Source organism: Pseudomaricurvus sp. HS19 (genome assembly GCF_009857815.1).
Taxonomy (GTDB): Bacteria; Pseudomonadota; Gammaproteobacteria; order Pseudomonadales; family Cellvibrionaceae; genus Pseudomaricurvus.
Genome location: NZ_WVVW01000018.1, coordinates 27,641 through 46,649, shown reverse-complemented (window position 1 = coordinate 46,649; position 19,009 = coordinate 27,641). Strand labels below are relative to the sequence as shown.

Here is a 19,009-nt window from a genome sequence, read left to right as displayed (position 1 = left end):
ATTCCTCCCAACCGCTGATGTGCGAAAAAGGCGTCCCCCGGGACGCCTTTTTTGTTTTCCAGGGGCGAGGACGCTTCGCTTCTAGGTTCTAGGACGCTGCGCTTCTAGGTTCGAGGACGCTTCGCTACAGGACGCTTCGCTACAGATTGTAGGAGCCCGCTCCCGCGGGCGATCTTTTCGTTGGCCGCCTGTGTACCCTAGGCTCGGGGTGCAGTGCTTGAGCTTTGGAAGTTGCGCATGACCACAACTGCTCCTGGGGCTCAGGATGAGAAAAATCACCCGCGGGAGCGTGCTCCTGCCGGAGGTAAGGCCCTGTAGCGCCAGCGTCCTGTAGCGTAGCGTCCTGAGCCCTGTAGCGCAGCGTCCTAGCCCCTAGCCCCTCGCCACTCCCTTACCTTTATTGCTAAACTCCCCTCGGATATAACTACCCGAAATCAAAGGATTGTCTTGATGATCGTGCCTGTAATCATGGCTGGCGGCTCCGGTACTCGCCTGTGGCCCATGTCCCGTTCCCTCTACCCCAAGCAGTTCCTCTCTCTCACTGCCGAGGCCACAATGCTGCAGGAGACCTGTGCGCGCCTGCAGGGCCTGAATATCGCCCAAACGCTGGTGATTTGCGGAGAAGACCATCGCTTCACTGTGGCAGAGCAGTTGCGTGAGGTCGGTCGCGGCGAAGAGTCGGCTATCGTGCTGGAGCCTGCGGGACGTAATACCGCGCCGGCGGTGGCGCTGGCAGCGTTGCGGGCAACGGCTGGCGGTGAAGACCCCTTGTTGCTGGTGCTGGCTGCGGATCACGTGATTCGCGATGTGACGGCCTTTCATGCGGCGGTAGAGAAAGCAGCCTTGCACGCGGAGCAGGGCAAGCTGGTAACCTTTGGCGTGGTTCCCACGGCGCCTGAAACCGGCTACGGCTACATCCGGCAGGGCAATCCCTGTGGCGATGCGTTCGAGGTGGCTGAATTCGTTGAAAAGCCGGATCAGGCGACCGCAGAGAGCTATCTTGCCAGTGGCAACTTTGCCTGGAACAGTGGCATGTTTATGTTCCGTGCGAGCCGTTACCTGCAGGAGCTGGAGCAGCATCGTCCTGACATTCTCGACGCCTGTAAGGCATCCATGTCCGGTGCCAAAGAGGACGAAGATTTCGTCCGCCCGGACAAGGAGGAGTTTCTCTCCTGCCCCGACGATTCCATTGATTACGCAGTGATGGAACGCACTAAAGAGGCGGTGGTGGTGCCCATGGAATGTGGCTGGAGCGATGTGGGCTCCTGGTCGGCACTGTGGGACGTTTCCAAAAAGGACGAAGCAGGTAACGCACTGATCGGTGACGTAATTTCAGTCGACAGCCGCAACTGCTATATCCGCTCTGAGTCCAAGCTGGTGGCCACTGTAGGTCTGGACGATATCGTGGTGGTGGAGAGTGATGATTCCATCCTTGTAGCCCATAAAGACCGGGTGCAGGAAGTGAAGGATGTAGTAAGCCAGCTCAAGTCTGCTTCACGCAGCGAAGCCAGTGTGCATCGCAAGGTCTACCGCCCCTGGGGTCACTACGATTCCGTCGACAATGGCGAGCGCTTCCAGGTCAAACATATCGTGGTCAAGCCCGGTGGCAAGCTGAGCCTGCAGATGCATCACCATCGTGCCGAGCACTGGATTGTGGTGAGCGGTACCGCGAAAGTGGTGAGAGGCGATGACTCCTTCCTGGTGGCAGAAAACGAGTCCACCTACATCCCGCTGGGCGTCACCCATCGCCTGGAAAACCCCGGCACCATCCAGCTGGAGATGATCGAGGTGCAGTCCGGTTCCTACCTGGGTGAGGATGATATTGTCCGCTTTGAGGATACTTACGGGCGGAATTGATGGTCGTGCCCGGAGCCTTGACTGAGTATCCTCGCGGAAGATCGCTCGCAGTTCTTCAGCGTAGATCAGGAGCCCTGGTCATCCCCGCGCAGGCCGTATCCGTCATCCCCGCGCAGGCCGTATCCGACATCCCTGCGCAGGTCGTATGCGACATCCCCGCGCAGGTCGTATGCGTCATCCCCGCGCAGGCGGGGATCCACAGCCCCCGGGAGAGGCGGGAATTGCTTTCGCTCTGCCATTACTGTGCCGAGCTGACGTGGTTAGTGCTGACAAGTGAGTCGCAGTGCAGTGATGGATTCCCGCCTGCGCGGGAATGACATGGGCACAGGGTCTGTTAGCCCCTCAAGCCAAACACATCTCCATCCACCGCTGTGCGGCATTGCTCACCGCCATCTTCCGATGGGTGACAAAGTAAAACATCCGGTCCATAGGGCGCCCCTGAATCTCCAGCGCGGTGAGCGTGCCCTGTTCAATCTCGTCGGCAATGGCGATCTCCGACAGGCACCCCAGTCCCAGTCCCGCTTTCACCGCGTTCTTGATAGCCTCGTTGTGGGTCAGCTCCAGCACAATGTTCAGATCCGGCAATAGCCCCTGCATGGAGCGGTCGAAGGTCTGGCGGTGGCCGGAGTCCGGCTCCCGCAGGATCCAGCTGGCGTTGAGGGCGTCCTTGCGGCTCAGCTGGCGGCGGCTGGCGAGGGGGTGGCTGGGGTGGCAGAACACCATCATGCGGTCCTTGCGCCAGGGGGTCAGCAAAAGATCCTCATGGTGGATCTCGGCCTCAATAAGTCCCAGGTCCAGCTCCAGGTTGAGCATCTTGCTCACCACCTCCGGGGTGCTGCCCACCGTCAGGGCTACATCCGCCGCAGGGTAGTGCTCCAGGTAGAGCGCCAGCTGCTTTACGGTCAGGTAGTTGCCGATGGTGAGGCTGGCCCCCAGCCGCAGGCTGCCCACATCCTGCTGTCCAAGCAGCTCCTGCTCAAACTCGCGGGCGTGATTCATCAGAGCCTCGGCCTGCACCCGCAATGCTTCGCCGCGGGGGTTGAGGTGCAGGCGCTTGCCGCTGCGGTCGAACAGCTGTACCTCGTAGCGGTTCTCCAGCTCCTGCAGTGCCGCGCTGGTGGCGGACTGGGACATGGCCAGTTCGGCTGCCGCCTTGCTGATGCTCTGGTGGCGGGCAACGGTCAAAAACACCTGCAGGTGGCGGAGGGTGTATTTCATGTCAGGCGGGCTCAATAAACACAGTAAAATCGAATATCTATTCCATAATATCCTGATTTTTCGAAAAGTCACCCTGTACTATACTGCCTGAATATCTGCTATCGACGGTTAAGCGACACCTATGAATGCATCAACGGCTCACGGCGGAACTCTGGTTAACCTCTATGTTGAGGGAGAGGCACTGCAACTGGAAAAGGAGAAGGCGAAATCCAACGTCTCCTGGGATCTCAACCCCAAGCAGATGCTGGATATCGAGCTGCTCCTCAATGGCGCTTTCTCGCCTCTGACCGGCTATCTGGGCAGGGCCGACTACGACAGCGTGGTGGACACCATGCGTCTTGCCGACGGCACCCTGTGGCCTATGCCCATCGCCCTGGATGTCACCACCGAATTTGCCGAATCCCTGGAGCCAGGTCAGTGCATCACCCTGCGTGATCCTGAAGGTGTGGTTATCGCCAACCTGACCGTCGGCGAAAAATGGCAGGCGGATCGCGAGCGTGAAGCGCAGCAGCTGTTCGGTACCACCGATACCGCCCATCCGGGTGTGAATTACCTGCTCACCAGCAGCAATCCTGTTTACCTGAGTGGTTCGCTGGTGGGGGTCACACCGCCACTGCACTACGACTTCCAGCAGTACCGCCGTGACCCGCACGCGCTGCGCGCCCACTTCGCCGAGCTGGGCTGGGACAAGGTTATTGCCTTCCAGACCCGCAACCCGGTACACAAGGCGCACGTCATTATGATGAAGCGCCTGATGGCCAAAGAGCAGGCCAACCTGGTGATTCACACAGCCGTCGGCAGAACCAAGCCCGGCGATATTGATCACTTCTGCCGCGTGCGTTGCTACGAAAAAATCCTGCCCAAGTTCCCGGCGGGCACCTGCGAAATCAGCATCCTGCCACTGGCCATGCGCATGGCTGGTCCCCGTGAGGCCCTGTGGCACGCCATCATTCGCCAGAACTACGGCTTCACCCACTTTATTGTCGGTCGCGACCACGCCGGCCCCGGCCGCAACAATATGGGCGGACTCTTCTACGGTCCAACGGAAGCCCAGGAGCTGGTCAGCTCACTGCAGTCCGAGCTCAACATCCAGGTTCTCAAGGCACCGTTCCTCCGTTACGTGGAAGGCCGTGGCGAGTTCTGCGAAGAGCACGAACTGCTCTCCGGAGAAGCGGGGCTCTACATCTCCGGTGCCGAACTGAAGCAACTGCTGGTGGATGGCGAAGAGGTTCCCGAGTGGTTTGCCTTCCCGGAAGTGGTGGACGAGCTGCGCCGCACCATGCCGCCGCGCAACAAGCAGGGCATTACCCTGTTCTTTACCGGTCTCTCCGGTTCCGGTAAGTCCACACTGGCCAACGGTGTGATGGTGAAGCTGCGCGAGCTGGGCGGTCGTCATGTGTCGCTGCTGGATGGCGACGTGGTGCGTAAACACCTCTCCAGCGAACTCACCTTCTCCAAAGAGCACCGCGACCTGAACATTCAGCGCATTGGTTATGTGGCCAGCGAGATCAGCAAGAACGGCGGTATCGCCATCTGTGCTCCTATCGCGCCCTATACCAAGACCCGCCGCGCCGTGCGCTCCATGGTGGAAGAGGTGGGTGTGTTTGTTGAAATTCACGTAGCCACGCCCATCGAGGTGTGCGAAGCTCGCGACCGCAAAGGCTTCTACGCCATGGCCCGGGCGGGCAAGATCAAGGGCTTTACCGGTGTCGACGATCCCTACGAGACCCCGGAAAATCCCGAGATGCGAATTGATACTTCGCAACACACCATGACTGACGCCGTCAGCCAGGTGATTGAAAGACTGAAAGAGATGAAACTGCTCTAAGGGTACAGGGCGCTGCGCTCAAGGTTTCAGGACGCTGCGCTACAGGTTGTAAATATCCCGCCGTCATCCCCGCGCAGGCGGGGATCCACAATAGCGGGATCAGTAAAACAAGAAATTGTCAGCGCCAGATTATGAAAAAGGTTGGTGCCGGCAGATAGCGTAATTTTCGTAAACGACGACATGAACAGGTAAAGGTCATGGATTCAAAAACACTGACTCACTTAAAACTCCTGGAAGCAGAGAGTATTCATATCTTCCGCGAAGTAGCGGCAGAATTTGATAACCCTGTAATGCTCTACTCCGTGGGTAAAGACTCCTCCGTGCTGCTGCACCTGGCGCGCAAGGCGTTTGCACCGGGCAAGATTCCCTTCCCGCTGCTGCACGTAGACACCACGTGGAAATTCCACGAGATGATCGAGTTCCGTGACACCATGGCGAAGAAGTACGACTTCGACCTGCTGGTACACATCAACCCCGATGGCGTGGCCATGGGCGTTGGCCCGTTCACCCACGGCAGTGCCAAGCACACCGACATCATGAAGACCGAAGGTCTGAAGCAGGCACTGAACCACTACAAGTTCGACGCCGCTTTCGGTGGTGCCCGTCGTGACGAAGAGAAGTCCCGCGCGAAAGAGCGTGTGTACTCTTTCCGTGATAAGAACCACCGCTGGGATCCAAAAAACCAGCGTCCGGAGCTGTGGAATATCTACAACAGCGCCGTGGATCCAGGCGAGAGCATTCGTGTATTCCCGCTCTCCAACTGGACCGAGCTGGACATTTGGCAGTACATCTTCAAAGAGAACATCGAAATCCCAAGCCTCTACTTCTCCAAAGAGCGTCCGGTTGTTGAGCGTGACGGCGTGCTGATCATGGTTGATGACGACCGCATGCCACTGGAAGAGGGCGAAGTACCAGAAATGAAGAAGGTGCGCTTCCGTACCCTGGGCTGCTACCCGCTGACCGGTGCCGTTGAGTCCAACGCAGAGACCCTGCCTGAGATCATCCAGGAGATGCTGCTGACCAAGACCTCCGAGCGCCAGGGCCGCGTGATCGACTCCGACTCCGCCGGCTCCATGGAGAAGAAGAAAATGGAAGGTTACTTCTAAGTCGCGAGCAGCGAGTAGCGAGTGGCGAGCGGAACCAACCGTGTCGCTGACCAAGAACAGAATTTAGAAACGAGATTGTTATGATTGAATCAACTTCTCTGCTTGAACAGGATATCCTCGGCTACCTGGATCAACACGAAAACAAAGAACTGCTGCGCTTCCTGACTTGCGGCAGCGTGGACGATGGTAAAAGCACCCTGATTGGTCGTCTGCTGCACGACTCCAAGATGATCTTCGAAGATCACCTGTCCGCCATCAAGAACGACTCCAAGAAGTTCAACACCACCGACGAGGAGTTCGACCTGGCGCTGCTGGTTGACGGCCTGCAGAGTGAGCGTGAGCAGGGCATCACCATTGATGTGGCCTACCGCTACTTCTCCACCGACAAGCGCAAGTTCATCATCGCGGACACCCCCGGCCACGAGCAGTACACCCGCAACATGGCTACCGGTGCCTCCAACTGTGACCTGGCCATCGTTATGGTGGATGCCCGTCACGGTGTTATGACCCAGACCAGACGTCACAGCTTCATTGCCTCCCTGCTGGGTATCAAGCACGTCGTGGTTGCCATCAACAAGATGGACCTGGTGGACTTCAGCGAAGACCGCTTCAACGAAATCGTTGCTGACTACAAAGAGTTCGCTAAGGCGCTGAATATTCCGGACATCCAGTTCGCCCCAATCTCTGCCCTGCGCGGTGACAACGTGGTGAACCGTTCCGAGCAGACCGGCTGGTACACTGGCAAAACCCTGATGGAGACCCTGGAAACCATCGAGATCGCCAGCGACCGCAACCTGGAAAACTTCCGTCTGCCAGTGCAGTACGTGATCCGTCCAAACCTCGACTTCCGCGGTTTTGCCGGTACCATCGCCTCCGGCACCATACGTCCCGGTGACGAAGTGGTCTCCCTGCCTTCCGGCAAGCGCAGCAAGGTGAAGACCATCTCCACTTTTGACGGTGATATCGAAGAGGCGATTGCCGATCAGGCCATCACCCTGACCCTGCAGGACGAGATCGACGTTAGCCGTGGCGACATGCTGGTTAAAGCCGACGACCTGCCAACCGTCAGCCGCGGTGTGAAAGCGCACGTGATCTGGATGGCCGAAGACGCCCTCAAGCTGCACAAGCAGTACGCGGTGAAATTCGCCACCAAGAAAGCCATGGGCAACGTGGTTAACATCGAGCACAAGATCGATGTGAACACCATGGCCACCAGCGCCGCCGAAGGCCTGGAGCTGAACGAAATCGCCCTGTGTGATCTCAGCTTCGATATGCCGGTGATCTTTGACCGCTACGATGACAACCGTGTCACCGGTGCGTTCATCATCATCGACCGCATTACCAACGGTACTGTGGGTGCGGGCATGATCGTCAGCGACCTGAGCCTGAAAGGCCTGGATACCGGTGTCGAAACTTCCGACCTGAAGAACGACGTCAAGGCCCGTCTGCAGGAGCTGAGCGCGCAGGTGGATGGCCTGAGTGAGTCGCAACTGGTTGCACTCTATAAAGCCCTGAAAGACGTGCTGTAAAGTACGTGCGGTGCAGGCCCGGTGCCTGCACCGCATACCCTTGTTCTTTTTCTGTACTCCTCGCTATAGCAACTACTCTGTGGCTCGTTTGGCCTCATTCGCTTACCTTCAAGCGTCTTGTCGTTGCGAGTGCAGCGCGGCAACCCATGTTCACTCCGGTGCCAGGTTGTGCCAGACATGGATCGCGTCGGCGTCAAAGGCACGCCTCGCGATGACGGGGTGGGGGAGGAGCGGTTGTGGATCCCGGTCCCAGCAGTCCGTCGTTGCGAGCGCAGCGCGGCAACCCATAACGACTCCGATGTCAGGTTGTGCCAGGCATGGATCGCGTCGGCGTCAAAGGCACGCCTCGCGATGACGGGGTGGGGGAGGAACGGTTGTGGATCCCGGTCCCAGCAGTCCGTCGTTGCGAGCGCAGCGCGGCAACCCATAACGACTCCGATGTCAGGTTGTGCCAGACATGGATCGCGTCGGCGTCAAAGGCACGCCTCGCGATGACGGGGTGGGGGAGGAACGGTTGTGGATCCCGGTCCCGGCAGTCCGTCGTTGCGAGCGTAGCGCGGCAACCTATGTTTGGCACAGTAACAAGCCAACGTAGTGCGGTATCGTGATGAACCGTGGTTCGTTCTAACCATAGAGATAAAGAGTCTAATAAAGTGGTGCGGCGTCTACTTCGTGTTCTAAAGCACTGTGCTAATATCCCGTTCCATCTTCCCTAATCCAGCTGGCAACAGAGTGCCGGCATTTCGCAGTGCGTCAGCGTAAGGAACAACATGCTGTCTTTTATTGAAGAATATGCAGCCGCCCTGGTGGCGTTGGATCTGCTGATCATTATCGCATTGCTGATCTTTACCCGTATTCAGCCCTGGATTATTTTCCTGGGCTCCAGCGTTGTGCTCTACCTGCTCAACGTCTTGCCGTTGCCGGAGTTGCTCAAGGGCTACACCAATCCGTCGTTGCTGACTCTGATGCTGCTGTTCCTGGTGGCAGTGCCGCTGGAGCGCACCGGTTTTATGCGCCGCATGATCTCCTCTATCGCCAACGGTTCCATTCATCGCTCTACGCTGAAGCTCTCCGGCATAGTGGGTATCTGTTCCGCATTCGTGAACAACACCGCCGTGGTTTCCGCCATGCTCGGCCCGCTCAAGCGTCAGGCCGACGGCTCCGCGTCGCGTTTGTTGCTGCCGCTCTCCTATGCCTCGATCCTCGGCGGCACACTGACCCTGATTGGAACCTCCACCAACCTGATCGTAAATGGTTTTGTGCAACAGGCGGGTTACGAATCCCTGGGCTTCTTTGATTTCACCTTCATCGGTCTGCCGGTGTTCATCACCTGTCTGGTGGTGATGGTGCTTCTGGCGCCGCGACTGCTGCCCAAACAAAAGCTGGCACAGGAAAGCAGCAGCCAGGACTACTTTATCGAGCGGCAGATCGCCGCCGGCTCTCCCCTGATCGGCCACTCGGTGCAGGACAACGGCTTGCGCCGGCTGGAGCGTATCTTCCTGGTGGAAGTGATTCGCGAACACCAGATCATGGCGCCGGTCAGCCCCCAGGAAGTGCTGATGGAAGGGGACGTACTGGTGTTTACCGGGGACCTCTCCGCGCTGGAACTGCTGGATGAATTCAGTGGCCTGGTGTCTCCGGACGAGTTTGACCAGTCGGTCCGCGACAACCTGGTGGAAGTGATCGTGTCGCCCACGGCGGGGCTGGTGGGGCGCACCATCAAACAGGTGGATTTCCGTTCCCGCTTTGATGCTGCCGTAGTGGCTGTGCGCCGCGGCGACCAGCGCCTCAAGGGGGGGCTTGGCCGACTTGAGCTGCAGGCCGGTGACTCACTGGTGTTGGCCGTGGGTGACGACTTCAACCGTCGCCGCGACATTGCCGCTGACTTTATTGTGGTGGGTGGTATCGAGACCAGTCGCCCGCTGACAGGCAGCCGCGAATGGCTGGTGTTCGGCAGCTTTATGGCGGTAGTCGCCCTCGGCGCAGCCGGCCTGGTACCGTTGATCAAGGGCCTGGTTATCCTGCTGGCGGCACTGGTGCTGACCGGCACCCTCACCATGGAAGAGATCAAGGCCCGTTTCCCCTATCAGCTGCTGGTGGTCATCGGCGGTGCACTGGGGCTCTCCCAGGCCATGATCAGCAGCGGTATGGCCGAGGCCATTTCTGTCTGGGCCGGCGGTACCCTCGGCGGCCTCAGCCCTCTGGGTGCATTGATCGGGGTCTTTATCCTCACCTGGCTGTTTACCGAACTGGTCACCAACAACGCCGCCGCGGCCATCATGTTCCCCCTGGCCATGGCGCTGTCCAGCCACTGGGGTGAGAGCTATATGGCGTTTGTCATGGCGGTGGCCTTCGGTGCCAGTGCCAGCTTCCTGTCGCCCTACGGCTACCAGACCAACCTGATGGTCTACACCGCCGGTAACTACCGCCTGCTGGACTACCTCAAGCTGGGTCTGCCACTGTTGTTTACCTACAGTGTAGTGAGTGTTGGGGTGATCAGCTGGCTTTTTCTGTAGGCCCAGGACGCTTCGCTTCTAGGATCCAGAACGCTGCGCTACTAGGTTCTAGGGCGCTGCGCTACTAGGTACTAGGAAAAGCAAACCCAACGAGCATAATTTTGTAGCTCCTAGCTCCTAGCTCCTAGCTCCTAGCTCCTAGCTCCTAGCTCCTGCGTAATCCTCGAAATCTCCTGTCATCTGCAGTAATCTAAGCGGCTTTCGATTACCCCTAACTAGAGTGGTAATTTGTCCGAAAAAGGTGGCCAAAAAGGACACTATTTGATTGCAGGGTAAGCATGCGAGTTATTAAAACAGGGCTGCCGGGCGTGGTTATCATCGAGCCCAAGGTATTTGGTGATCACCGGGGCTTTTTTCTCGAAACATTCCAGCAACAGCGCTATCGGGACGAAGCGGGGATCGAACTGCCTTTCGTGCAGGATAACCACTCCCGCTCAGCCCGTGGTGTATTGCGCGGGTTACATTTCCAGCGCACACGGCCCCAGGGCAAGCTGGTGCGTGTAGTCAGCGGTGAGGTTTTGGATGTGGCGCTGGATATAAACCCGGACTCGGCCACCTTCGGTCAGTACGAAGCGGTACTGCTGTCGGCAGAGAACCACCGCCAGTTCTGGGTGCCACCTGGCTATGCTCACGGTTTTGTGGTGCTTTCGGAATACGCGGACTTTGAGTACAAATGCACCGATTACTACGACCCGAGTGATGAGGGTGGCATTCTCTGGAACGATCCTGCCATTGGAATTGACTGGGGAATCTCAAATCCCCAGCTCTCCGAAAAAGACCAGCAATTACCCACACTGGGAGAGTATCGCCAGCAGCTGATGCAGGAGCGCAGCTGATGAAGGTGCTGCTCTTTGGCGCTAATGGCCAGGTGGGCTCAGCCTGTCGCCAAAGCCTGACCAAGGCGGGATTGGACGTGGTCGCCCTGACCCGGGCCGATGCCGATTTTGCCGAGCCGATGCAGGTGATATCCGCGGTGCAACGCCACGCACCGCAATTCGTGGTTAACGCTTGCGCTTACACAGCTGTTGATAAAGCCGAATCAGAAGAAGCCCTGGCGCAGATGGTCAACGGTGACAGTGTCGGTCTGCTGGCCCAGGCCTGTGCCGCGCAGGGCATCCCGCTACTGCACATCTCCACCGATTACGTCTTCAATGGTAAGTCTGACAGGCCCTATACCGAATCCGACCCGGTCGACCCCATGGGCGTGTACGGTGCGTCGAAGCTGGCGGGGGAGCGACAACTGCAGGTACTGCAGCCACAGCACATCATCCTGCGTACCAGCTGGGTGTTTGGTGAGCAGGGCAACAACTTCGTCAAAACCATGGTCAGACTGGGCCAGTCGCGGCCGGAGCTGGGTGTGGTGGCAGACCAGGTCGGCTGTCCAACCTATGCCGGTGATATCGCGCGTGTCATCACCGAATTTGTCACAGCCTATAGCAAAGATCACGAGCTGCCCTGGGGAATCTACCACTGCAGCAACCAGGGCCAGTGCAGTTGGTACGACTTTGCCTGCGCGATTTTTGCTGAGGCGGTAGAGCAGGGCATTTTGCCGCGAGCACCAAAGGTAAACCCCATCACTACCGCGGATTACCCGACGCCGGCTGCTCGTCCGGCCTGGTCAGTGTTGGACACCGGCCGCCTCAATGGCTGGCTGTCTGAGCCTATGCCGCACTGGCAGCAGGGCCTGAAGAGTGTTCTGGCCAGTTTGCAGGCATCGTAACAGAGACGGATTCATTCAGCGCCGGGCGAGAAGATGCCGCGGCGTATTTAAGGACGTGATATGAAAATTCTGGTGACCGGCGGTGCCGGTTTTATTGGCAGCGCTGTAGTGCGCTACTTGATAGGCGAGACAGAGCATCAGGTGCTCAACATCGACGCGCTCACCTACGCTGGTAACCTGGAGTCCATCCCCTGTAGTGACTCCCCCCGCTATCTATTCCGGCAGATTGATATTCGTGACCAGTCCGCGCTGGAGCAAGCGTTTAATGACTTCCTCCCCGATGCGGTAATGCACCTCGCTGCCGAGAGTCATGTGGACCGCTCCATCGACGGTCCCGCGGACTTTATACAGACCAATATAGTCGGTACCTATAACCTGCTGGAAGTGGCCCGCCGTTATTGGCAGTCGCTGGATCCAGAACAAAAGGCCGGGTTTCGGTTTCACCATATCTCCACCGATGAAGTGTATGGCGACCTGGGGCCGGAAGGACTGTTTACCGAAACCACAGCCTATGAGCCCAGCTCACCGTATTCAGCCAGTAAGGCCTCCAGTGATCATTTGGTCAGGGCGTGGTTACGCACCTACGGTCTGCCCACCGTCGTCACCAACTGCTCCAACAACTATGGCCCTTACCACTTCCCCGAGAAGCTTATTCCGTTAATGATTCTCAACGCACTGGCAGGTAAGCCATTGCCGGTGTACGGCGATGGCACCCAGGTGCGTGACTGGCTCTATGTGGAGGACCACGCCCGGGCACTGGTGAAAGTGGTAACTGAAGGTGTAGTAGGGGAGACCTATAATATCGGCGGCCACAACGAGCGTCGCAATATCGATGTGGTACACACTATCTGTGACATCCTAGAAGATCTGGCCCCGGACAATCGTCATTCCCGCGCAGGCGGGAATCCAGGCGGGTTCGCCTCCCTGATAGCCCACGTCACCGACCGCCCGGGACATGATGTACGCTACGCCATTGATGCCGGCAAAATTGAGCGCGAACTGGGCTGGGTGCCGCAGGAGACCTTCGAAAGCGGTATCCGCAAAACCGTGGCCTGGTATCTGGCCAATGAAACGTGGTGGCGGCGTGTACAGGATGGCTCTTATCAGGGGCAGCGCCTGGGCGTTATTGGTTAAGTACGGAGTAGAAAATGAAAGGAATTATTCTGGCCGGAGGTTCCGGTACACGTCTTTACCCCATCACTATGGGTGTGTGTAAACAACTGCTGCCGGTCTACGACAAGCCGATGATCTATTACCCGCTCAGCACGTTGATGCTGGCGGGGATTCGCGAGATCCTGATTATTTCCACTCCTGAGGATACCCCCCGCTTTTCCCAGATGCTGGGCGATGGCTGCCAGTGGGGTATCTCCCTTCAATATGCCATCCAGCCCTCACCGGACGGCCTGGCTCAGGCGTTCCTGATTGGCGAGGAGTTTATCGGTGGTGACAGCTGTGCGCTGGTGCTTGGCGACAACCTGTTTTTCAGCCATGGCCTTAGTGGTGCCATGACAGCTGCCACCCAAAAGCAGCAGGGAGCTACGGTCTTCGCCTATCCGGTGAAAGACCCGGAGCGCTTTGGTGTGGTGGAGTTCGATGACGAGGGCAAGGCTATCAGCATTGAAGAGAAGCCGGCGCACCCCAAATCCCGTTATGCGATTACCGGCCTCTATTTTTATGACAAAAACGTGGTCGAGATGGCCAAGCAAATCAAGCCCTCCGCCCGCGGCGAGCTGGAAATCACCGACCTCAACAAAATGTACCTTGAGAGTGGTGACCTGCAGGTGGAGCTGATGGGACGCGGCTCCGCCTGGCTCGATACCGGAACCCACGACTCCCTGATGGACGCAGGCCTCTTCGTCCAGACCATCGAACAACGCCAGGGCCTCAAGATCGCTTGCCCCGAAGAGATCGCCTGGCGCCAGAAGTGGATCTCGGACGCCGAGATGCGCGATCTGGCACAACCACTGCTGAAGGGTGGGTATGGGCAATATTTGCTCGATGTGATGGAGTTTTAGGGGCAGGGCGCTGCGCTTAGAGGGGCGAGGACGCTGCGCTTCTAGGACGCTTCGCTACAGGGTTCAGGGCGCTTCGCTTTGAGGTTCGAGGACGCTGCGCTTCTAGGTACTAGGAAAAGCAAACCCAACGAGCATAATCCCCTAGCTCCTAGCTCCTAGCTCCTAGCTCCTAGCTCCTAGCTCCTAGCTCCTAGCTCCTAGCTCCTAGCTCCTAGCCCCTCCCCGCGATTGATCAGCCTCCCCCTAAGTGGTAACTTGTGCCGCTGTCAGAACCGTCGCAGTTTACAGGGCGTAGAACGGGGATTTGCCGGAGGTTTCAGGTTTGGATGGTCTGTCGACAGGTCCCTTCCCACTAAGCGCACCACAGCCAAATCACCGCTATGCTCAACGGACCGAGCGGCGTTAGAAAACCCATAAAGGAATATAGAATATGTCCACATCAGCTCCCGTCACCAAGGCAGTTATCCCCGTGGCTGGCCTGGGCACCCGTATGTTGCCCGCCACCAAGGCGATTCCCAAAGAGATGCTGCCCATTGTCGACAAGCCGCTGATTCAGTATGTCGTCAACGAGGCGATTGCCGCGGGCATCAAAGAGATTGTGCTGGTGACCCACGCCAGTAAGAACGCCATCGAAAACCACTTCGACACCACCTTCGAGCTGGAAGCCCAGCTGGAGAAGCGCCTCAAGCGCCAGCTGTTGGAAGAGGTGCGCTCCATCGTGCCGCAGGACGTGACCGTCATCTCCGTACGCCAGGCCGAAGCCAAGGGCCTGGGCCACGCCATTCTCTGCGCCAAGCCGGTGGTGGGCGATGCCCCCTTTGCCGTGCTGCTGCCGGATGTGCTGGTAGACCAGCACCGCTCCGACCTGGGTCGTGATAACCTCGCCGCCATGGTGCGTAACTTCCACACCAGCGGTGCCAGCCAGATCATGGTAGAGCCGGTAGCCTGGGAAGAGGTGACCAAATACGGCGTGGTTGACTGTCTTGGCGCCGAATTGAACGAAGGCGGCAGCGCCCGCATCGACGGCATGGTGGAAAAGCCCTCTGTGGATGCCGCCCCGTCCAATATGGCCGTGGTAGGTCGCTACGTACTGCCTGCCTCCATCTGGGACCTGCTGGCCCGCACCCAGCCTGGTGCCGGCGGCGAAATCCAGCTTACCGACGCCATCGACGACCTGCTGAAGCAGGCTCAGGTAGACGCCTACCGCATCGTTGGCAAGAGCCACGACTGTGGCAACAAGCTGGGTTATATGCGCGCGCAGATGGAATACGCCCTGCAGCACAGCGAAGTCGGTGCTGGTGTGCGAGAATTGCTGCAGGAACTGACCCAAACACAAAATGAAACAGCCAACGGCTAACCTTGTCGGTCAGCCCCGGGGCTGTCATCTGACTTGAATGCCAAAGTAGTAACTGGAACGCTATGAAAATTACCGTATTTGGAATCGGCTACGTCGGCCTGGTACAGGCCGCCGTACTGGCAGACGCAGGACACCAGGTCTGCTGTGTGGACGTGGACGCGCAGAAGATCGAAAAGCTCAAGCAGGGCAGCATCCCCATCTATGAGCCGGGCCTGACGCCGCTGGTCAAAGAGCATTACGAAGCCGGCCTGCTGCACTTCACCACCGACGCCGCCGAAGGCGTGAAGTTTGGCGAAGTACAGTTTATCGCCGTTGGCACCCCGCCCGACGAAGACGGCAGCGCCGACCTCAAATACGTACTGGCCGTGGCGAACACCATCGCCACCCACATGGACGACTACAAAATCGTAGTGGACAAGTCCACCGTCCCGGTAGGCACCGCCGACAAAGTGGCGAACACCATCGCTGCCACACTGGCAGCCCGCGATGCCGTCATTGCGAGCGCAGCGAAGCAATCCAGTGCTGGCACCCAGCCTTTTGCCGTAGTCTCCAACCCCGAATTCCTCAAGGAAGGCGCCGCGGTTGCTGACTGCATGAGCCCGGACCGTATCGTGATTGGCATTCGCCCCGGCGACGACGAAGAGCACATCACCAAGGTGATGCGTGAACTTTACGCACCGTTTAACCGCAACCACGATCGCATGATCTTTATGGATGCCCGCAGCGCCGAGCTGACCAAGTACGCCGCCAACTGCATGCTGGCCACCAAAATCAGCTTTATGAACGAGATGGCCAACATCGCCGAGCAGGTGGGTGCCGACATCGAGAACGTGCGTAAAGGTATCGGCAGCGACACCCGTATCGGTTACCAGTTTATCTACCCCGGCGCCGGTTACGGCGGCTCCTGCTTCCCCAAGGATGTACAGGCACTGATCCGCACCGCCGACGGCATCGGCTACAACAGCCAGATCCTGAAAGCGGTAGAAGCGGTCAACTACCGCCAGAAAGAGAAGCTGTTTGGTTACCTCAACCACTACTTCAACAACGACCTGGCGGGCAAAACCATTGCCCTGTGGGGGCTCTCCTTCAAGCCCAAAACCGACGACATGCGCGAAGCGTCCAGTCGCGCGCTGATGGAAGCCCTGTGGAGTGTGGGAGCCAACGTCCAGGCCTACGATCCGGAAGCCATGGAAGAGTGCCAGCGCATCTACGGCAGCCGCGACGACCTGCACCTGATGGGCACCAAAGAAGCCACCCTCAAAGGCGCCGACGCCCTGGTCATCTGCACCGAGTGGCCCAACTTCCGCGCCCCGGACTTCGACCTGATCAAATCCCAGCTCAGTAACCCCGTGATCGTCGACGGCCGCAACCTGTTCGACCCGCAAGTGATGCAGGGTAAAGGCATTGCCTACTACGCCATTGGGCGTGGGTTGTCGGTGGAGCCGAAGATCTAAGGGAAGGGACTAGGGCCGCTTCGCTACTAGGGCCGAGGGCGCTGCGCTTCTAGGTTCGAGTGGCGAGGACGCTTCGCTTCTAGGTTCGAGTGGCGAGGACGCTTCGCTTCTAGGATCGAGGACGCTTCGCTGCTAGGTACTAGGAAAGGCAAAGGACATAATGCTGTAGAACGTAGAACCTAGAACCTAGAACCTAGAACCTAGAACCTAGAACCTAGAACCTAGAACCTAGAACCTAGAACCTAGAACCTAGAACCTAGAACCTAGAACCTAGAACCTAGAACCTAGAACCTAGAACCTAGAACCTAGAACCTAGAACCTAGAACCTAGAACCTAGAACCTAGAACCTAGAACCTAGAACCTAGAACCTAGAACCTAGAACCTAGAACCTAGAACCTAGAACCTAGAACCTAGAACCTAGAACCTAGAACCTAGAACCTAGAACCTAGAACCTAGAACCTAGAACCTAGAACCTAGAACCTAGAACCTAGAACCTAGAACCTAGAACCTAGAACCTAGAACCTAGAACCTAGAACCTAGAACCTAGAACCTAGAACCTAGAACCTAGAACCTAGAACCTAGAACCTAGAACCTAGAACCTAGAACCTAGAACCTAGAACCTAGAACCTAGAACCTAGAACCTAGAACCTAGAACCTAGAACCTAGAACCTAGAACCTAGAACCTAGAACCTAGAACCTAGAACCTAGAACCTAGAACCTAGAACCTAGAACCTAGAACCTAGAACCTAGAACCTAGAACCTAGAACCTAGAACCTAGAACCTAGAACCTAGAACCTAGAACCTAGAACCTAGAACCTAGAACTTCCGTCATTCCCGCGCAGGCGGGAATCCACAGCCCAAGCGCGAACTCACAGGGAAAGAGGCAAAAGGAATACCGTGAAATATCTGGTAACAGGAGCCGCCGGCTTCATAGGCATGTACACCGCCAAACGCCTGCTGGAGCAGGGGCACGACGTCGTGGGTATCGATAACCTCAACGACTACTACGACGTACGCCTCAAGGACTATCGTCTCGCCCAGCTCGCTCCCTACGACAACTTCCGCTTTATCAAGCTCGACCTCGCCGACCGCGACGGCATGGCTGATCTGTTTGCCAAAGAACAATTCCAGCGGGTTATCCATCTGGCAGCACAAGCGGGCGTACGCTACTCCCTGCAAAACCCCATGGCCTACGTCGACTCCAACCTGACGGGCCACATGACCATTCTCGAAGGCTGCCGTCACCACAAGGTCGAACACCTGGTCTACGCCTCATCCAGCTCCGTCTACGGCATGAACCCCAAGATCCCGTTCTCTACCAGCGACGGCGTCGATCACCCGGTCTCCCTCTACGCCGCCACCAAAAAATCCAACGAGCTGATGTCGCACGCCTACTCGCACCTGTACGACATCCCCACCACCGGCCTGCGCTTCTTCACCGTCTACGGCCCGGCGGGGCGCCCCGACATGGCGCCATGGCTGTTTACCGACGCCATCCTCAAGGGCGAACCCATCAAAGTCTTTAACAATGGCCAGATGCAGCGCGACTTCACCTACGTCGACGATATCGTTGAAGGTGTCATCCGCATCCAGGATGTTATCCCCAAAGCCGATCTCAACTGGCACGGCACCGACCCCGCCATGAGCAGCGCCCCTTACCGCGTCTACAACATCGGCAACAACCAACCCATCCAGCTCACCGAATTTATCGAAGCCATCGAATCCGCCTGCGGCAAAGAGGCCGATAAAATCTACCTCCCCATGCAGCCAGGCGACGTGCCCCGTACCTATGCCGACATCGACAGCCTGCAACAAGCCACAGGCTTCAAGCCCAGTACCACCATTCAGGAAGGGATGAAGAGATTTGTGGATTGGTTCAAGGGGAGGTACTAGGGCGCTGCGCTTCTAGGTACGAGGACGCTTCGCTTCTAGGGACTAGGAAAAGCGAACCCAAAGAGCATAATCCTCTAGCACCTAGCACCTAGCACCTAGCACCTAGCACCTAGCACCTAGCACCTAGCACCTAGCACCTAGCACCTAGCACCTAGCACCTAGCACCTAGCACCTAGCACCTAGCACCTAGCACCTAGCACCTAGCACCTAGCACCTAGCACCTAGCACCTAGCACCTAGCACCTAGCACCTAGCACCTAGCACCTAGCACCTAGCACCTAGCACCTAGCACCTAGCACCTAGCACCTAGCACCTAGCACCTAGCACCTAGCACCTAGCACCTAGCACCTAGCACCTAGCACCTAGCACCTAGCACCTAGCACCTAGCACCTAGCACCTAGCACCTAGCACCTAGCACCTAGCACCTAGCACCTAGCACCTAGCACCTAGCACCTAGCACCTAGCACCTAGCACCTAGCACCTAGCACCTAGCACCTAGCACCTAGCACCTAGCACC

At 57.8% G+C, this 19,009-nt stretch carries 12 protein-coding genes and 1 pseudogene; 12 read left to right on the top strand and 1 reads right to left on the bottom strand.

Annotation, left to right across the window (positions count from 1 at the left end; all coding sequences use genetic code 11):
* Positions 1 to 450 precede the first annotated feature (450 nt).
* Positions 451 to 1,857 carry a mannose-1-phosphate guanylyltransferase/mannose-6-phosphate isomerase gene (locus tag GSF27_RS17330; protein WP_160971333.1) on the top strand — a complete coding sequence of 469 codons (1,407 nt, stop codon included), beginning with the start codon at positions 451 to 453 and terminating at the stop codon, positions 1,855 to 1,857.
* 342 nt (positions 1,858 to 2,199) lie between these two features.
* Here GSF27_RS17330 and GSF27_RS17325 read toward each other — a convergent pair whose 3' ends face one another.
* On the bottom strand, positions 2,200 to 3,075 hold the full coding sequence (locus GSF27_RS17325; RefSeq protein ID WP_160971332.1) for a LysR substrate-binding domain-containing protein: 876 nt from the start codon (positions 3,073 to 3,075) through the stop codon (positions 2,200 to 2,202).
* Positions 3,076 to 3,196: 121 nt separating this feature from the next.
* Between GSF27_RS17325 and GSF27_RS17320 the strand changes: the two genes are divergently transcribed.
* From GSF27_RS17320 to GSF27_RS17270, 11 genes and pseudogenes are all read left to right on the top strand, one after another.
* Positions 3,197 to 4,903 (top strand): bifunctional sulfate adenylyltransferase/adenylylsulfate kinase, encoded by a 1,707-nt coding sequence (locus GSF27_RS17320; RefSeq protein ID WP_160971331.1) that lies wholly within the window; start codon positions 3,197 to 3,199, stop codon positions 4,901 to 4,903.
* 191 nt (positions 4,904 to 5,094) lie between these two features.
* A pseudogene (gene cysD / locus GSF27_RS17315) lies at positions 5,095 to 6,009 on the top strand (sulfate adenylyltransferase subunit CysD); the annotation flags it as partial.
* Positions 6,010 to 6,089: 80 nt separating this feature from the next.
* Complete coding sequence (cysN, locus tag GSF27_RS17310; RefSeq protein ID WP_160971329.1) at positions 6,090 to 7,538, top strand: sulfate adenylyltransferase subunit CysN; 1,449 nt, start codon at positions 6,090 to 6,092, stop codon at positions 7,536 to 7,538.
* A gap of 770 nt (positions 7,539 to 8,308) precedes the next feature.
* On the top strand, positions 8,309 to 10,054 hold the full coding sequence (locus GSF27_RS17305) for an SLC13 family permease (protein WP_160971328.1): 1,746 nt from the start codon (positions 8,309 to 8,311) through the stop codon (positions 10,052 to 10,054).
* Positions 10,055 to 10,332: 278 nt separating this feature from the next.
* Positions 10,333 to 10,890 (top strand): dTDP-4-dehydrorhamnose 3,5-epimerase, encoded by a 558-nt coding sequence (rfbC, locus tag GSF27_RS17300; RefSeq protein WP_160971327.1) that lies wholly within the window; start codon positions 10,333 to 10,335, stop codon positions 10,888 to 10,890.
* Complete coding sequence (gene rfbD / locus GSF27_RS17295) at positions 10,890 to 11,774, top strand: dTDP-4-dehydrorhamnose reductase (RefSeq protein ID WP_160971326.1); 885 nt, start codon at positions 10,890 to 10,892, stop codon at positions 11,772 to 11,774. Before rfbC ends, rfbD begins: the two co-directional genes overlap by 1 nt.
* Positions 11,775 to 11,834: 60 nt before the next feature.
* The gene (gene rfbB / locus GSF27_RS17290) at positions 11,835 to 12,908 is read left to right on the top strand and encodes a dTDP-glucose 4,6-dehydratase (RefSeq protein ID WP_160971325.1); all 1,074 of its coding nucleotides are present in this window, start codon (positions 11,835 to 11,837) and stop codon (positions 12,906 to 12,908) included.
* Positions 12,909 to 12,922: 14 nt separating this feature from the next.
* Positions 12,923 to 13,789 (top strand): glucose-1-phosphate thymidylyltransferase RfbA, encoded by an 867-nt coding sequence (gene rfbA, locus GSF27_RS17285; protein ID WP_160971324.1) that lies wholly within the window; start codon positions 12,923 to 12,925, stop codon positions 13,787 to 13,789.
* Positions 13,790 to 14,219: 430 nt separating this feature from the next.
* A complete protein-coding gene (gene galU, locus GSF27_RS17280; protein WP_160971323.1) occupies positions 14,220 to 15,146 on the top strand; it encodes a UTP--glucose-1-phosphate uridylyltransferase GalU in 927 nt (308 codons plus the stop codon).
* Positions 15,147 to 15,208: 62 nt separating this feature from the next.
* A complete protein-coding gene (locus GSF27_RS17275; RefSeq protein ID WP_160971322.1) occupies positions 15,209 to 16,600 on the top strand; it encodes a UDP-glucose/GDP-mannose dehydrogenase family protein in 1,392 nt (463 codons plus the stop codon).
* 897 nt (positions 16,601 to 17,497) lie between these two features.
* Positions 17,498 to 18,493, top strand: coding sequence for an NAD-dependent epimerase (locus GSF27_RS17270; protein ID WP_160971321.1), 996 nt, complete (start codon positions 17,498 to 17,500; stop codon positions 18,491 to 18,493).
* Positions 18,494 to 19,009 lie beyond the last annotated feature (516 nt).

Excerpts from the sequence above, each read along its gene's own strand:
- GSF27_RS17330 (WP_160971333.1), top strand. The coding sequence starts at position 451 with ATGATCGTGCCTGTAATCATGGCTGGCGGCTCCGGTACTCGCCTGTGG.
- GSF27_RS17325 (WP_160971332.1), bottom strand. The coding sequence starts at position 3,075 with ATGAAATACACCCTCCGCCACCTGCAGGTGTTTTTGACCGTTGCCCGC.
- GSF27_RS17320 (WP_160971331.1), top strand. The coding sequence starts at position 3,197 with ATGAATGCATCAACGGCTCACGGCGGAACTCTGGTTAACCTCTATGTT.
- cysN (WP_160971329.1), top strand. The coding sequence starts at position 6,090 with ATGATTGAATCAACTTCTCTGCTTGAACAGGATATCCTCGGCTACCTG.
- GSF27_RS17305 (WP_160971328.1), top strand. The coding sequence starts at position 8,309 with ATGCTGTCTTTTATTGAAGAATATGCAGCCGCCCTGGTGGCGTTGGAT.
- rfbC (WP_160971327.1), top strand. The coding sequence starts at position 10,333 with ATGCGAGTTATTAAAACAGGGCTGCCGGGCGTGGTTATCATCGAGCCC.
- rfbD (WP_160971326.1), top strand. The coding sequence starts at position 10,890 with ATGAAGGTGCTGCTCTTTGGCGCTAATGGCCAGGTGGGCTCAGCCTGT.
- rfbB (WP_160971325.1), top strand. The coding sequence starts at position 11,835 with ATGAAAATTCTGGTGACCGGCGGTGCCGGTTTTATTGGCAGCGCTGTA.
- rfbA (WP_160971324.1), top strand. The coding sequence starts at position 12,923 with ATGAAAGGAATTATTCTGGCCGGAGGTTCCGGTACACGTCTTTACCCC.
- galU (WP_160971323.1), top strand. The coding sequence starts at position 14,220 with ATGTCCACATCAGCTCCCGTCACCAAGGCAGTTATCCCCGTGGCTGGC.
- GSF27_RS17275 (WP_160971322.1), top strand. The coding sequence starts at position 15,209 with ATGAAAATTACCGTATTTGGAATCGGCTACGTCGGCCTGGTACAGGCC.